The organism is Acinetobacter sp. NIPH 284, from assembly GCF_000369425.1.
Taxonomy (GTDB): Bacteria; Pseudomonadota; Gammaproteobacteria; order Pseudomonadales; family Moraxellaceae; genus Acinetobacter.
On record NZ_KB850011.1, the window covers coordinates 1,077,159 to 1,093,422 of the forward strand.

Below are 16,264 nucleotides of genomic sequence, written 5' to 3' on the forward strand. Positions count from 1 at the left end.
GTTGCTCATGTTAGACCGCACTCCTTCTCGTGAATTACAAGAACATCTTTGGGTTTTCCCGATGGACTATCCAATCAAATTGATTGGTAATGCAGGGGATGAACTTCGAGTGGCTGTTGTTGATATTTTGCAGAAGCACTTCCCTGAATTCGATGGTGGTACAGTAAAAGTACAACCTTCACGTACAGGTAAATACCACTCTTTAACCGCACAATTACGCTTTGAAGAGTTAGAACAAGTTCATGCGCTATATGCTGATCTTGCAGCCTGCCCTTTAATTAAGACAGCGCTTTAAATAAGAAATCCAAAATACGAAAGTGTTTTGGATTTTTTTTAATAAAAAATAACGTACGACTTTTAGATCACCCCTATTTATCCAACTTAAATAATTACATAATTCAACCACTTATCTCTTTAAAGCTGCAAAGGAAATTTTATTGTAATGAGCTCTGTAAAACCTACTTTAATCATTCGTTGTTTCAATGATCTACAAGACTACACAGCTCGTTTTGAAGCAATGAAAGACTTCACAACCAATCGTGATGAAACCACACCCGATGAAGTTTGGTTATTACAACATCAAGATGTTTTGACTCAAGGGCAAGCAGGCAAAGCTGAACATATCCTTACGCACAGCAGCCTTCCAGTTGTCCATACTGATCGCGGGGGACAGGTCACTTGGCATGGTAAGGGTCAACTCGTTGCCTATTTCCTATTAGATTTAAACCGTTTGAAATGGCATGTTCGAACTCTAGTCAGCTTTGCTGAACAAGCCATGATTGACTTGCTGAAACAATACAACATTGATGCTTACGCTAAGCCTGATGCGCCAGGAGTCTATGTTGATGGTCGTAAAATCGGGTCTTTAGGTTTTAAAATTCGCCGTGGTCGTAGTTACCACGGTTTAGCCTTAAATATTGATTGTGATTTAACAGGCTTTCAAACCATTAATCCTTGTGGATACGCAGGTTTAGAAATGGTACGCTTGCAAGACTTGCTTGAAGATTACCCAAGCTTTGAGCAACTTTGTCATGATTTTATTCGCTATTTACAAAATACGAATTTCTTTCATGACCTTATAGTCAAATCTGAATAAACTACTTTTAAATTCCAAAGAAATAAATTAGAGTAATTACTCTAAATTTGCTTTTGCATAATTTTAACAAGGGATACGCGAGTGATTTCGACCAAAGCAGTGAAGCCCACTTTGCAATTTGCCTACGTAAAACTCATGATGGATGTCGTCGGTCGTGGTTTAGTAATGGCAAGCCAAGTGGATGACGAAGTACAACAGGAAGTCTCTAAATTTCCAGTTGGCTTTATACTTTCAATGAATGTTTTCCCAAATGGTCCTGCATTTATTGCACGAGTGACCGAAGAAAAACAATTAGAGCTTTTATCCAACTATAAAGGCAAACCCGATTTAACAATTACCTTCAAACATTTAACTCATGCTTTTCTGGTATTTTCTTTCCAAGAAAGTACTGCTCAAGCATTTGCCAATGACCGTATGATTGCTGATGGTGATGTTTCAAGTGCCATTCGCTTAGTGCGTTGTTTAAATAAAATGGAAGCGTTAATTCTACCTAAATTAATTGCCTCACTTGCTGTGAAACGTTATCCAGCTGAATTAACATTCAAAGAAAAATTCACTGGCGCAAAAAATATCTACCTCAAAGTCGCACAATCATATTTCAAACGGAGCGCATAACATGGCTAAGCCTTATTACGAATTTTTTTGTCCTGTAAAGGTAATTGCTGGTAATGCTGCGTTAGAGCACATCCCTTTTGAACTTGCGACTCTTGGTTCAAAACGCCCAATGATCATTACCGATAAAGGCGTACGTGCAAATGGTCTACTCAGCCCAATTGAAGCTGCTTTTAGCACAACAGATGCTGTAATTGGTGCAATTTTTGATGACGTTCCACCTGATTCAAGCTTGGAAGTAGTACGTGCAGCAGCACAACTGTATCGTGAAAAAAAATGTGATGCGATTATTGCGATTGGTGGTGGTTCGGTTATTGATACATCCAAAGCAACTAATATTTTAGTTTCAGAAGGTGGCGATGATTTATTGCAATACTCAGGTGCGCATAACCTACCAAAACCATTAAAACCATTCTTCGTGATTCCGACAACGTCTGGTACAGGTTCTGAAGCAACTATGGTTGCTGTCGTTTCTGATACGCAAAAAAATGTCAAACTTGCATTTGCTTCTTACTATCTCATGCCACATGCAGCGATTCTTGATCCGCGCATGACACAAACATTGCCACCACACCTAACCGCAATGACAGGTATGGATGCACTCACTCACTGTGTTGAAGCTTATACATGCTTAGCAGCGAATCCTTTAAGCGATGCTTATGCAAGTGCTGGCATCAAGAAAATTAGTGAAAACTTATTCAAAGTTTTAGACAATCCAAGTGATGCACAAGGTCGTTTAGAGCTTGCTCAAGCATCAACTATGGCGGGAATCGCATTCTCTAATTCAATGGTTGGTCTGGTTCACTCACTTGGCCATGCTCTGGGTGCGGTGGCTCACCTACCCCATGGTCTTTGCATGAACTTATTCTTGCCATATGTGCTTGAATACAACAAAGAAGTCAATGGTGCTAAGATTGGTGAATTATTGCTTCCACTTGCAGGTGCAGATATTTATGCACAGACACCTGCTCATCTGCGAGCAGAAAAAGCCATTGCAACTATTTTAACCATGCGTGATCGTTTATTCACGCTTACTAAACTTCCACGTACTTTACGTGAAACGGGTAAAGTGACAGAAGCGCAGTTAGACGAAGTTGCTGAAAAAGCCTTAAATGATGGTTCAATCATTTACAACCCAAAAGAAGCGAATTTAGAAGATCTTCGTGCAATATTGCAAAAAGCATGGTAATTCATTAAGTTAAATAAATAATTTAACTTTCAAAGCCCCGATATAATCTCGTTATCGGGGCTTTGCCATTTTAAATGAATCTTTATTCATCTATTTCTTTGGCGAATTGGCAAAAAAATTGCTAAAAGAAGCATAAAAGTACTGACAATTTATAATAAATTACGATAAATTGGCGCACTTCTTTTTTTTGTAGCAGGGGTTATTTTTGTCTCAAATGACCCTTAAAACCATAGCTGATCTTTGATCAACGATTATGAGGATAACGCCGTTGACAAATATTTCTGGGACTCCATCGGTAGCTAAACTGCAAAAAACGCTAGGTCTCTGGCACATTATCATTATTGGTTTGGCTTATATTCAACCGATGACCTTGTTTGACACTTTCGGTCTGGTATCAGAAGAAAGTCATCACCACGTTCCTACCTCTTACATTGTGGCATTGATTGCGATTTTGTTTACATCGCTAAGCTATGGGCACATGATTCGCCGTTATCCATCTTCTGGATCGGCTTATACTTACGCTCAAAAATCAATCCACCCAAATGTTGGCTTTATGGTGGGGTGGTCTTCTTGGCTCGATTATTTACTATCACCGATGGTCAATATCATCTTGGCGGGAATCTATCTGGATGCCTTATTTCCAAATGTAAACCATTGGGTCTGGGTGATTATCCTGACTGCCTTTATGACTGGCATCAACTTGCGTGGCGCTCGTTTTGTTGCAAACTTTAATAGCTTGATTGTTTTAGTTCAACTGATCGTCATCGGTGTATTCACCTATTTGGTTTATAACAAACTACAAATGGGGTATAACGCAGAAGGTCCAATTACTGCAGAAACACGCTATCAACTTTGGAGCTTACAACCGTTCTGGAATGAGCTAACCTCTATTGGCGCGTTAATTACAGGTGCGACTTTACTGTGCTTTTCATTTACAGGTTTTGACTCGCTAAGCTCTCTAGCAGAAGAAACCAAAGATACTGAAAAGACCTTACCAAAAGCGATTTTCTTGACTGCATTATTCGCAGGTGTAATTTTTATTATCAGCACCTACTTTATGCAAATTTACTTTCCGAATGATCCTAAAACTTATTTTGAGGACGTCGCCGCAACCCAACCTGACATCCTGTTGCTGGTGGGTGGTTCGTTATTCCAGTCCTATGTGCTTGCCTTTGCGATTGTGACGGTCATGGCATCAGGGATTTCTGCCCATGCAGGCGTATCACGTCTGATGTATGTGATGGGTCGGGACGGTGTGATTAACAAGAAAATCTTCGGCCATATTAGCCATAAAACATATACCCCATCTTATAATATTATCATTGTAGGATTGGTCGCATTAAGCGCTGGTTTTATGAGTTTGGATGTTGTGATTTCAATGATCAGCTTTGGTGCTTTGATTGCATTTACTTTTGTAAATCTCTCAGTGATTTCTCGCTATGCATTACGTGATGGCCGTACAAAGAATTTCAAAGATATTTTAAACTTTGTCATCATTCCTCTTTGTGGCTTCCTGAGTGTCTTCGCTATGTGGCTAGAAATTGAAGATACAGCATTAAAATACGGTTTATGGTGGGCAATGTTTGGTGTTTTATATTTAGGCTATAAAACCAAAGGCTTTAAATATAATGCACCTCAACACAATGAACACGAATAAAATCATCTAAATCTAAAAAGGCGCTAAATGCGCCTTTTTATTAACTCAAAAACTTAGCTATGCAGTTTTTCAACAATTGATTTAACACGTTCCGCATACAGCTTCGCTGTTTCTAAGTCCCCTGTTGGAATCTCATCTACACTCGCATCAGAAGGTGATTGAACCAGTAAACCAACAGAACCGCCTAAATTATTCACATCTTCGCGTTTTGCGGCTTTGGTATTGGCTGGAAGTAAACCTAAACTCACCCAAATACCACCATGCTGAGAAACTAAGGTTTGTAATTGAATCAACGTCACTTGTTTATCACCATTTAAACTCGCACTGTTTGTAAGGCCTGCAAAAACTTTATCTTGCCAACCACGTGTGAACCATAACCTTAGTTGTTGCAAGCCCGTATGGTGATCTCTAACCCAAGGAACTAAAGTTGTTTAAAACCCTGTTGTCTCCACGCTTCATAGACAATCACGGCGGTTGCGTTAGAGAGGTTTAAACTTCTTGAATTTTCAGCCATTGGCAGACGAATCCATTGCTCTTGTGGGAACATTAAACGCACTTGTTCAGGTAAACCACGAGTTTCAGGCCCCATCAACAAAGCAACTGGACGATTAAGATCGACGGTATGCGGTGTCGCTGTACCTTTCGTGGTCAGTGGAAAAACATGCTCAACACCTTTGTTTTTTAAATCGGCAAGACAGAGTTCGATATTGTCCCAAATTTGCATTCTTGCCCATTCGTGGTAATCCAAACCTGCTCGCTTCAATTTCTTATCGTCTAGTTCAAAACCTAAAGGTCTCACTAAATGCAATTGAGCACCTGTATTGGCACACAAACGAATAATATTACCTGTGTTTGCAGGTATTTCTGGTTCGTATAGGACAACATGAATCACAAATTTTCTCTACTATTCAAATTCTCCAGATCTATTTATTCAATAGATCTGGAATGACGACAACGCCATAAAGGAAATTTTATTGCCATTTTAACTGTTCACGCAGACTGACTACTTCACCAATAATGGTTAAAGTCGGTGCTACGATATGATGCTCAGATACTTTGGTCGCTATATCCGCTAAAGTTCCAACCACCACATTTTGATCTGGCGTAGTACCTTTGGAAATAAGCGCAACTGGCATATTTGGACGCTGGCCATGAGCAATCAGTTGCTCACAAATGCGTTCTAAACCGACTAAGCCCATATATAACACCAAAGTTTGGTTTTCATAGACTAGCTCTTTCCAAGGAAGTTCTGGTGATCCTTCTTTAAGGTGTCCTGTTAAAAAACGTACACTTTGTGCGTAATCACGATGTGTGAGTGGAATACCTGCATAAGCAGAACACCCTGACGCCGCTGTAATACCCGGCACAACTTGAAATGTAACATCAGCTTCAACTAATTCTTGAATCTCTTCACCACCACGCCCAAAAATAAATGGATCACCACCTTTTAAGCGGCAAACACGCTTACCTTTTTGTGCATATTCAACCAACAAAGCATTAATACCATCTTGTGGGACTGAATGATTAGAACGTGCTTTACCGACATAAATCTTTTCAGCATCACGGCGGCACAATTCTAAGATCGGTGCAGAGACCAAACGATCATAAATCACCACATCAGCTTGTTGCATCAAGCGTAATGCTTTTAAAGTCAGCAACTCTGGATCACCAGGACCCGCACCCACTAAATAGACTTCACCTTTCGGTGCAGTCCATTCTGTTAAGGCTTGTTCAATTAAATTATTTGCCACCTCAAGATTGTCATTAAAGACTTGTTCTTTTAGTGGGCTTGCATATAAGTTTTCCCAAAAGATACGACGCTCATCTGGATTCGCAATTTTTTCTTTCACCTGTTTACGCCATTGACCAGAAAACTCAGCTAATTTACCCATACCATGAGGAATAGAACTTTCTAACTGTGTACGAATTTGACGTGATAAAACAGGCGAAGCTCCATTTGAAGCCACAGAAATAACGAGTGGTGACCGATCAATAATTGCAGGCACCATAAAACGACAATTTGGAATATCATCCACGCTATTGACGAGAAGATTACGTATCTCACATTGCTCAAAGACAGCTTTATTCACATCAGGCTGATCTGTCGCTGCAATCACTAGGCGATAAGGCGTTGCTAAAATATTTACAGAAAAAGGGGCTTGAATATATTGACCCTGTGACTTCTCAACTAATTGTTGCAAATCAGGCTCAATCTCTGGTGCAATCACATCAATAATCGCACCAGCTTTGACTAACAAGTTTGCTTTGCGGTAGGCAATATGCCCACCACCCACAATCAGGCAACGTTGCTGCTGCAACTTTAAAGAGATTGGGAAAATTTCCACGATACGCCTCTATATTTTTAGATCTGATTGAGCTAAAGCAAAAACTATGCACAAATTCGATGCATTTTAGTCGATATAACTAATACCGCCCATATATGGACGTAAAACTTCAGGAATCTCAATCGAACCATCCGCACGTTGATAGTTTTCCATCACTGCAAGCAAAGTACGACCTACAGCTAAACCTGAACCATTCAACGTATGCACCAATTCGATCTTCTTCTGATCTACGCGGTAGCGTGCTTTCATTCGTCGTGCTTGGAAATCGCCCATGTTTGAGCAACTTGAGATTTCACGATAGGTATTTTGGCTTGGCACCCATACTTCTAAGTCATAAGTTTTGGTTGCACCAAAACCCATATCACCACCACAGAGCAAAATTTTACGATATGGTAAGCCTAATGCCTGCAAAATGCCCTCTGCATGTGCAGTTAGTTCTTCAAGCGCCTGCATTGAGTGCTCTGGTTTTGAAATTTGCACCATTTCGACCTTATCGAACTGATGTTGACGAATCAAACCACGGGTATCACGACCATAAGAACCTGCTTCGCTACGGAAACATGGTGTATGTGCTGCGTATTTAAGTGGTAAACGATCTGCATCTAAGATTTCGTCACGCACAAAGTTTGTTACTGGCACTTCTGCGGTCGGGATCAAGTAATATTCTTTTTCACCTTGCAACTTGAATAAGTCTTCTTCAAATTTAGGCAGCTGACCTGTACCACGTAAACTATCTGCATTAACTAAGTAAGGAACATAAGCCTCGGTATAACCATTTTTGAGCGTATGCGTATCTAACATAAACTGCGTCAAAGCGCGTTGTAGACGTGCCAAAGGACCTTTGAGTACGCTAAAACGTGAACCTGTTAATTTGGTTGCTGTTTCAAACTCAAGCCCACCCATCCACTCACCAAGATCGGTATGATCTTTGATCTCAAAATCAAATTGGCGTGGTGTGCCCCACTTTAAGATTTCAACATTATCGCTTTCATCTTTCCCTTCAGGCACAGACTCATCTGGCAAATTTGGAATGGCTAGTGACTTCTGCTCTAGTTCAGTTTGCAACTCAGCAAGCGCAACTTCAGCAGCTTTGATTTCATCTCCAATGGCAGCCATACGTGCCATAATTTCAGATGCATCTCCGCCCGATTTTTTGATTTGACCAACTTGTTTTGCACCAGCATTACGTTCAGCCTGTAAATTTTCAGCTTTGGATTGTAAATCTTTACGGCGAACTTCTAAGTCAGCCCATTCTTGTACATTAAGCTGAATACCACGTTTTGCTAAAGCAGCATTCACTGCTTCAATATTATTTCTGAGTAATTTTGGGTCGATCATAATCAATCATGAATAGAGAAAAAACTGGCTATAGTGTAAGGCTTTAACCTAAAAAAATACAGCGATTGGCAATAAACTATCAGCATCTATAAACAATGTTTAGATGCTGACTAACAACTAATTTGGCTCTTTCGGTAAGCTTGGTAAATATTCAGACTTGATAAATTTTTTGGCTGAATAATACGGTAAAGTTAATTCGCTCATCCCTTCTGCATATGAAGCCAACTCATACAATGGATAGACGAACACGATCCCATTGACTCCATAATAAAAATTATCACTGACTTGCAATTGATCTTTCTTAATTTGGTGATCATCTAACCAGTTTTGATTAGCAGCATATAACTCATCACGAAGTTTTTGATTCATTTCGGGTTTCAACAACTCTGCAACAGTAATATGTTTCTTATTCGACAAATCAAAATTCACAAATTCTTGATGTGACATACCATGCGCAGCACCAGCTGAATATGAATAAGTCTGAATTGCGAAAGTCGCCAAATTATAATTTTGCCCTACAAAACGTACATAGGTACTACTTTCACTGAGTGATGGTTCATCGGCTGGCAGCTTGACTTTCTGGTCGGCAATATTGGCAAAGGCATTCGGCTCTGCTTTTTTCATACGATTAAGAAAATATTCATCAATCCATTTTTGATTGGTTTCAACATTTTGTAAATCATACTTGGTACAACCATCTTCTAAACAGACTTTTTGTTTGGGTATTTTGACTGCAATAACTTTCGCTTGAATGAGTGGAATATCTACTTTGTCCTTTTCATTAGTTGTATCTTTTTTAGGTTGGCAACCTGTTAATGCAATAACTGTCAGGATAGGAAGAAGCGGAATAATTTTTGATAATTGTGTAAAGTTCATCGTCATGCAAGCCTCTGATGTTTTTCTTCACTATACAAAGCCTTGCCTATAGATGAAATTAAGAAATGTATCTACATTTCACCTCAAAGAGCCACAGTAATTGCAGCTCTTTGAGTATTTAGAATATTACTGATCAATAATATCCGTACCTTTCGGTGGCGTGAAATTAAATACTGATGCAGGAATAGTTGGATTAACTTTTACATTAGTAAATCGAACATTCGTTGTTTGACCTAAAGAATCTTGTAAGACCATCAAGTTAGGTGCCTTATTTGCACCAAAACTAATCGTTAAACTTTGAAATGCTCCATCCTCTTGTTTTGGATACAAAGTATAATAAAGCTTACTACGATTAGGCTGCGTTACTCTGTAAGATTGCATAATCTGATTGGTATTCCCTGACAGTAAAAGCGCTGGGGTATTCGCAATTTGATCATCCAAACTTTGACGTACTGCCTGTTGAAGATCAGGATCATAAATCCAGACGACTTTACCTGTAGTCACAATCGTTTGTTTAGCAGGACTTGTGGTTTCCCAATAAAACTTTCCAGGTCGTTCAACTTTCATTGAACCTTTAAAAGTCTGGTTCATATGTTGTGCAGTTAAACCTTTTTTCTGAACTGCTTTATTACTCGCAGCTACTTTGGTACTTTGTTCAAAATCTGCTGTGAATCTTTGTAAGCCAGAGAGTTGTTGAACCAAACTATTCGTCGCCTGCTGAGTCGATGCAGCCACAGGTGCAGCAAATACCTGACTACTCACAACAGGAGCAAGTGTAGCTACACTTAAAGTTGTTGCATAAGCGATTTTTTTTACGAAATTCATAAAATGAACCTTCTATCAGATTTTTACTGTTATGACGACATCTTACTGTTTTTGATCATTTAAAAAATGAAGAAAAGCATTGGTTTTGTGTAATTCGTGTCGCAAAGGTCTGCATTATGTATGAAGTTACAGCGTTTATGTAGAGATTGTAAATATAAAAAAACCCGCTAAAAGCGGGTTTTTCTGAACCATTAAAGCTTAAGCTTCAACAGTTACATAGCGACGGCCAAATTGACCTTTCACTTCAAATTTTACTACGCCGTCAGCAGTAGCAAATAAAGTATGGTCACGACCCATACCAACATTTGCACCAGCGTGGAATTCTGTACCACGTTGACGAACGATGATGTTACCAGCAGTTACAGTTTGACCACCGTAAACTTTAACACCTAACATCTTAGGATTCGAATCACGACCGTTCTTCGTCGATCCACCGGCTTTTTTAGTTGCCATGTCTATTTACTCCTGAGTTAGCCTGCGATACCAGTAATTTTCAACTCGGTAAACCATTGACGGTGACCTTGTTGCTTACGGTAGTGTTTACGACGACGCATTTTGATGATGCGGATTTTGTCGTGACGACCATGGCCAACTACTTCTGCAGTTACTTTTGCGCCAGCTACTACTGGAGCACCGATTTGAATGCTGTCACCGTTAACAACCATTAATACGTCATCAAACGTAATAGTTGAACCAGTTTCTGCTTTCAACAATTCTACTTTAAGGGTTTCACCCTCAACAACACGGTGCTGTTTACCACCGCTTTGGATTACTGCGTACATAATGTACTCCAACATACCCGTGTCGTCGTGTCGATAAAGGGATATACCGAGCTTAAAACGAACGCCACTGGGGTTATACAAGGGGACAAATTTTAAGTGAAAATTGATCAAACAACAAGTCATTTTGCACAAATGCAGAGATATTGATAAGTTGCTTGGATTTTTTAATGAAATCAATTAGATTGATGTCGGCTTGTTTTGATTGATTCTGATCAAAATTTGAAATACATTTTTAAAAACAAATTGCGACAATAACAAACTGTGTTTTTATCAAGTCATAAGTAGAGTGATATCGGTTTATAGAGAATTGCCTTTATTTGGCTAAATTAAGACCAAAAAACTCACCGTCTTGTTGTAAATCACAGATTACATGACTTGTATAACTGTTTAGCAATAAATTAATTGATACACTTGGCAACATTATCCACCTATACGAGGTTTTCCTTCATATGGTTATCGATTTCAAGCAAGACATTCTCTCCCCTGTTGCGACAGATTTTGCTGCGATGGATCACCTGATCAATGAAGGTATAAGTTCTAAAGTTGGTCTTGTTATGTCGGTGAGTAAACATGTTGTTGAAGCTGGCGGTAAACGTATGCGCCCAATCATGTGTTTACTTGCTGCTCGTGCTTGCGGCGTCGCAAACATGCAACATGCCCAACATTTAGCGGCAATTATCGAAATGCTACACACTGCAACATTGGTGCATGATGATGTCGTTGATGAATCCAACTTACGCCGTGGTCGTCCAACCGCAAATGCAACATGGAACAATCAGACCGCCGTTCTGGTGGGTGACTTCCTGATAGCACGGGCCTTTGATTTGCTGGTGGATTTAAACAACATCACTTTGCTCAAGGACTTCTCAACAGGAACCTGTGAGATTGCGGAAGGCGAGGTTTTACAGCTTCAGGCCCAGCACCAGCCAGACACCACTGAAGAAACCTATCTCAGAATTATTCATGGTAAAACCTCACGCCTGTTTGAACTGGCAACTGAAGGCGCGGCAATTCTGGCGGGCAGAGAAGAATATCGTGAGCCACTACGCCGTTTTGCTGGCCATTTTGGCAATGCCTTTCAGATTATTGATGATATTTTGGACTACACCTCTGATGCCGACACATTAGGTAAAAATATTGGTGATGATTTAATGGAAGGTAAACCAACTTTACCGTTAATTTCAGCATTAGCTCATTCAACTGGAGATGATCATGCGATTATTCGTCGCAGTATCGCGACAGGTGGTATCGAGCATTTGGACAAAGTCATTGAAATTGTTCACAACTCAGGCGGCTTAGACTACTGTCAAAAACGTGCCAAACAAGAAACGGATGCAGCTTTAGAAGCGCTTAAAGCGCTACCAGATAATGAATATCGCCAAGCACTGATTAATTTGACCTTAATGGCCTTACATCGACTTCAATAACTTTATGAGTGCCTATGCATTTAACTTTATCTGATTTATTTTTAAAAATGCAGGAACAGCTTGATCAAAACCAAGCTGTTTTAGATGAAAATATTATCATTGAATTAATTAACCGCTTACGGCCAAAAAATCCAAAGGACGCGGACGAAGTTAAACAACAGATTCAGGGCTTCATCAAAATATTATTATTGACGCCGACGTCTGCGCTCCTATTACAAAACTTCTTACTCAAACTGATTAGCCAGTACAAACAGATTAGCTTATATGCTGATAGTGGTATTCTTTCATTAGATGGTTTTTGGAATCAACTGAGTCAACGCCTTGGTGCGCACTTTCTTCCATTGGTTGAAGATGGTCAGCAGTTAAAGACTCTTATTGGAAAAGTATTTTACCAAGAAACAGATAGCCAATGGCTTGATCTGATTGAGAATCAAGACTGGATCACTTTATTTAATCTGTTAGCCGAAAGCCAAAGTAATACGGTTGAAAAACAAATTTCTAAAAATGAGCTCATCAAGGCGATTACCGTTTTGTCTTATCGCATCAGTGGTATAGGTTTATATCCTGAATTTATTAATGCTCAGCCAGATATTATTGAATATGAATCTCCCTTCTTAGTTCAAAATCGAGAAATTGTTGAATTCATCGAGAAATATAAAAAACAAATTGATGATCAAGATGCAGTTGTTGTAATGCCACCACCTGATGCTTCTCAGGCATTTGTAATGCTAGATCAATGCCGTGAAGTCGTACTCAAAATTCGCCGTGCAACTAAACGTATTGGTGTGAGTGTTAGCTTAACCTATTTATTGTCTCTACTTGAGCAAGCAATTGATCGTATTGAACTTTTATTGAGCTTATTGGCAAGTAAAAATGAGATACGCCATCTTGCATTAGGTGAATTACTTACTGACTTCACCAAGGCACATTATGATGAAAAAAGTGTTCGTCATTTACTCAGTTCAACCAGCGAACTGGTTGCATTACAGGTCACTGAAAATGCGAGTAAAACAGGTGAACATTATGTAAGCACTGATAGAGCTGGATTTTTGGGTATGTATAAAGCAGCAGCAGGTGCTGGTGCAATTATCGCAATGATGGCCACTTTAAAGATTTTAACTGCTCGTTTAGTGCTCGCACCTTTTACACATGCTTTTTTATATAGTATGAATTATGCATTAGGCTTCATGCTTATCCATGTCTTACACTTTACCGTTGCGACTAAACAACCCGCGATGACAGCGGCAGCACTTGCCGCAACAGTACAACACCAAAAAGGCAGTAAAACAGCCCAAATTGCTGAATTAGCTGCTCTGATTATCAACATTATTCGAACTCAATTTATTGCAATCCTCGGTAACATTTCGATTGCTATACCAGTAGCAGCTTTAATTACTTTTTTATGGCAATACAATCTACATGAACCTTTGCTTTCATCAACAAAAGCAACCAAAACCTTACATGATCTAAATCCATTTACTTCGTTAGCTGTACCCCATGCTGCAATTGCTGGAATATGCTTATTTTTCTCAGGACTACTTGCAGGCTACTTCGATAATTTGGCCATCTACCGAAAGGTTGGTCCTCGTTTAAAACAACACCATCGTTTGAAACGCTGGATGGGACAACAGCGTTTAGATAAATTTGCCAATTATATTGAAACCAATCTTGGGGCTTTGGCTGGTAATTTTCTTTTTGGCATCATGCTTGGCAGTATGGGAACCATTGGTTTTATTCTTGGTTTACCTTTAGATATTCGACATATTGCCTTTGCCTCTGCCAATTTTATTCAAGGTCTTATGACCATCGGTAGCCCTGATATTGGTTTAATCATCGTGTCTTTTTTAGGGGTTATGCTAATTGGTCTGACTAACTTATTTGTCAGCTTTACGTTGACAATTATTGTTGCACTTCGTGCCCGTCGCGTCCGCTTCGCTCAATGGAAACCACTCGCAAAATTAGTGATGACTCATTTCTTAACTCGACCAAGTGACTTTTTTTGGCCCCCTAGCCAACCTCTACAGTTAGAAGAACAAAATAAAACTGAGCAAAAAGTGAGACATTAATCGAATTTTGTTATGTTTTTTTAATGAATCTTATAAAAATATAAAAATGAAATTATCATAAAATTTCAAGACTTGACCAAAAGTGTACTCACGAGTACACTTCAAAACACTCGACAACCCTGAACAATGGTTAAGCAAAAAATGAGGTTCGCATGCCGTACCTACTGCTTTGTATTGGTTGCTTTTTTTTAGGATTGGGTGTGATTGGGTTCATTTTTCCAAACACATCAAATTTAGACCTTTTGAGTGTTCAAGCTTTTTTTGAACACCGTTCATTGACGCTTAACCACGTGACAATTATACTTTCTCTGTTAGGTGGGATGCCATTTTTATTATTTTTAACCACTTTTTTGTGTCTTTATCAAACTTGGATTAAAAACTATAAGAATGTGATTTTTATCACTTTGAGTATGGGTGGAAGTATTGTGATTGGTTGGCTTCTGAAATGGAGTATTAATCGACCAAGACCCTTGGAGTTTTATCACTTGGTTAAAAGCTATGGCGCATCATTCCCAAGTGCCCATAGCCTTTATGCAGCAACCCTTGCGAGTTTAATGATGTTATTGCTTCAGCAACATAAAAATCGCCTTAGTGTCATTTTAGTATCTACGTTATGGTTTATTTTCATGGGGATATCTAGAGTTTACGCAGGGGTTCACTTTCCGACTGACGTACTCACGGGTTGGGGAATTGGGTTGATTTGGACTTCATTGCTTTGGTTTTGGCTGTATCAAAGCAATTTCAGCAACAATTTGTTTTTAGATAAGAAATCTAAATTGAGGTGGAATAATGATGTCGGCTAAGCTTTGGGCGCCTGCCCTGACTGCTTGCGCATTAGCAACAAGCATTGCGCTTGTTGGTTGTAGCAAAGATCCTAAAAATGCACAGCAAACTGCTGCTGCACAAAAAATGCCACCTCCAGAAGTCGGTGTCATCGTTGCACAACCACAAAGCGTTGAACAAAACGTAGAACTTTCGGGTCGAACGTCTGCATATCAAATTTCAGAAGTTCGTCCACAAACAGGCGGCGTCATTTTAAAGCGTTTATTTGCTGAAGGCAGTTATGTACAAGCAGGTCAAGCACTCTATGAAATTGATGCGAATACAAATCGTGCAACTGCTGATAGTGCTCGTGCAACCTTATTGCGTCAGCAAGCAAATCTAAATGCGCTACGCGTGAAAGAAGGTCGTTATCGTCAATTGGTTGGAACTAATGCTGTTTCTAAACAAGAATATGATGATATCAATGCTCAAGTTCAACTCGCTGAAGCAGATGTCGCAGCATCAAAAGCAGCACTTAAAAATGCTGAAATTAATTTAGGTTATTCAACTGTTCGAGCGCCTATTTCAGGACAATCGAGTCGTTCATCAGTAACATCTGGTGCTTTAGTTACAGCAAATCAAGCTGATCCATTAGTGACGATTCAACAACTTGACCCAATCTATGTTGATATCAATCAGTCAAGTGCTGAATTATTACGTCTGCGTCAGCAACTCAGCAAAGGTAGTTTAGACAATAGCAACAATACTCGAGTCAAAATTACACTTGAAGATGGTTCTGATTATCCGTTAGAAGGACAACTTGCATTCTCTGGCGCTAGCGTTAACCCAGAAACTGGTACAGTGACTTTACGTGCGGTATTCCCAAACCCAAATCATCTGTTATTACCGGGTATGTACGCAACTGCAAAAATTTCTCAAGCAGTTCTACCGAACGCTTACTTGATTCCTCAAGCGGCTGTTACACGCTTACCAACAGGTCAAGCAATCGCACTGATCGTAAATGCGAAAGGTGCAATTGAAACTCGCCCTATCACAACAGTCGGCGTAAAAGGTCAAGATTGGATTGTGACTGAAGGCTTAAAAGTCGGTGATAAAGTTGTAGTCGATGGTGTTGCTAAGGTCAAAGAAGGGCAAGAAGTTTCTGCTAAGCCTTATCAACCACAAGTGAAAGCACCTCAAGGTCAGAATGCTGCTCCTCAGGCAAGCGAACAAAAGCAAGTCAATTCACCAAAAGCTGAACAAAAAGCTACTTCACAAGCTTAAGGGGT

The 16,264-nt window shown here is 39.6% G+C and carries 16 protein-coding genes and 1 pseudogene; 9 read left to right on the forward strand and 8 right to left on the reverse strand.

Going from position 1 to position 16,264, the window contains the following annotated elements; all coding sequences use genetic code 11:
* The first annotated feature begins 7 nt into the window (after positions 1-7).
* From F908_RS11090 to F908_RS11110, 5 genes are all read left to right on the forward strand, one after another.
* Positions 8-295, forward strand: a complete 288-nt coding sequence (locus tag F908_RS11090; protein WP_004664473.1) for a YbeD family protein — start codon at positions 8-10, stop codon at positions 293-295.
* Between the two features lie 147 nt (positions 296-442).
* The gene (gene lipB, locus F908_RS11095; protein WP_005161781.1) at positions 443-1,096 is read left to right on the forward strand and encodes a lipoyl(octanoyl) transferase LipB; all 654 of its coding nucleotides are present in this window, start codon (positions 443-445) and stop codon (positions 1,094-1,096) included.
* An 81-nt stretch (positions 1,097-1,177) separates the two neighbouring features.
* Positions 1,178-1,711 (forward strand): hypothetical protein, encoded by a 534-nt coding sequence (locus F908_RS11100; RefSeq protein WP_005161783.1) that lies wholly within the window; start codon positions 1,178-1,180, stop codon positions 1,709-1,711.
* A gap of 1 nt (position 1,712) precedes the next feature.
* Positions 1,713-2,897 (forward strand): iron-containing alcohol dehydrogenase, encoded by a 1,185-nt coding sequence (locus tag F908_RS11105; RefSeq protein ID WP_005161786.1) that lies wholly within the window; start codon positions 1,713-1,715, stop codon positions 2,895-2,897.
* 253 nt (positions 2,898-3,150) lie between these two features.
* Positions 3,151-4,554, forward strand: coding sequence for an APC family permease (locus F908_RS11110; protein ID WP_171063565.1), 1,404 nt, complete (start codon positions 3,151-3,153; stop codon positions 4,552-4,554).
* 53 nt (positions 4,555-4,607) lie between these two features.
* Here F908_RS11110 and F908_RS11115 read toward each other — a convergent pair.
* From F908_RS11115 to rplU, 8 genes and pseudogenes are all read right to left on the reverse strand, one after another.
* A pseudogene (locus F908_RS11115) lies at positions 4,608-4,934 on the reverse strand (NADPH-dependent FMN reductase); the annotation flags it as partial.
* 41 nt (positions 4,935-4,975) lie between these two features.
* The gene (locus F908_RS11120) at positions 4,976-5,446 is read right to left on the reverse strand and encodes a tRNA (cytidine(34)-2'-O)-methyltransferase (RefSeq protein WP_005161796.1); all 471 of its coding nucleotides are present in this window, start codon (positions 5,444-5,446) and stop codon (positions 4,976-4,978) included.
* Between the two features lie 79 nt (positions 5,447-5,525).
* Positions 5,526-6,899, reverse strand: coding sequence for a siroheme synthase CysG (gene cysG / locus F908_RS11125; RefSeq protein WP_005161800.1), 1,374 nt, complete (start codon positions 6,897-6,899; stop codon positions 5,526-5,528).
* Between the two features lie 66 nt (positions 6,900-6,965).
* The gene (gene serS, locus F908_RS11130) at positions 6,966-8,237 is read right to left on the reverse strand and encodes a serine--tRNA ligase (protein ID WP_005161804.1); all 1,272 of its coding nucleotides are present in this window, start codon (positions 8,235-8,237) and stop codon (positions 6,966-6,968) included.
* 117 nt (positions 8,238-8,354) lie between these two features.
* Entirely contained in the window at positions 8,355-9,119 is a 765-nt protein-coding gene (locus F908_RS11135; RefSeq protein WP_005161807.1) for an RsiV family protein, read from the reverse strand.
* A 120-nt stretch (positions 9,120-9,239) separates the two neighbouring features.
* Entirely contained in the window at positions 9,240-9,938 is a 699-nt protein-coding gene (gene lolA / locus F908_RS11140) for an outer membrane lipoprotein periplasmic chaperone LolA (protein WP_005161809.1), read from the reverse strand.
* A gap of 198 nt (positions 9,939-10,136) precedes the next feature.
* Positions 10,137-10,391, reverse strand: coding sequence for a 50S ribosomal protein L27 (gene rpmA / locus F908_RS11145; RefSeq protein ID WP_004640422.1), 255 nt, complete (start codon positions 10,389-10,391; stop codon positions 10,137-10,139).
* A 17-nt stretch (positions 10,392-10,408) separates the two neighbouring features.
* Positions 10,409-10,720, reverse strand: a complete 312-nt coding sequence (gene rplU, locus F908_RS11150) for a 50S ribosomal protein L21 (protein WP_004664501.1) — start codon at positions 10,718-10,720, stop codon at positions 10,409-10,411.
* A 449-nt stretch (positions 10,721-11,169) separates the two neighbouring features.
* Here rplU and sdsA point away from each other — a divergent pair, with 449 nt between their 5' ends.
* The 4 genes from sdsA (at position 11,170) to F908_RS11170 (ending at position 16,259) form a co-directional block, all read left to right on the forward strand.
* Positions 11,170-12,147: an All-trans-nonaprenyl-diphosphate synthase gene (gene sdsA, locus F908_RS11155; RefSeq protein WP_005161816.1), complete on the forward strand. Its 978-nt coding sequence runs from the start codon at positions 11,170-11,172 to the stop codon at positions 12,145-12,147.
* A 14-nt stretch (positions 12,148-12,161) separates the two neighbouring features.
* Entirely contained in the window at positions 12,162-14,213 is a 2,052-nt protein-coding gene (locus tag F908_RS11160; protein WP_005161817.1) for a site-specific recombinase, read from the forward strand.
* Positions 14,214-14,365: 152 nt separating this feature from the next.
* Positions 14,366-15,016 carry a phosphatase PAP2 family protein gene (locus F908_RS11165; RefSeq protein WP_005161819.1) on the forward strand — a complete coding sequence of 217 codons (651 nt, stop codon included), beginning with the start codon at positions 14,366-14,368 and terminating at the stop codon, positions 15,014-15,016.
* Positions 15,003-16,259, forward strand: a complete 1,257-nt coding sequence (locus F908_RS11170) for an efflux RND transporter periplasmic adaptor subunit (protein WP_005161823.1) — start codon at positions 15,003-15,005, stop codon at positions 16,257-16,259. The genes F908_RS11165 and F908_RS11170 overlap by 14 nt, the downstream gene beginning before the upstream one ends.
* Positions 16,260-16,264: the final 5 nt, after the last annotated feature.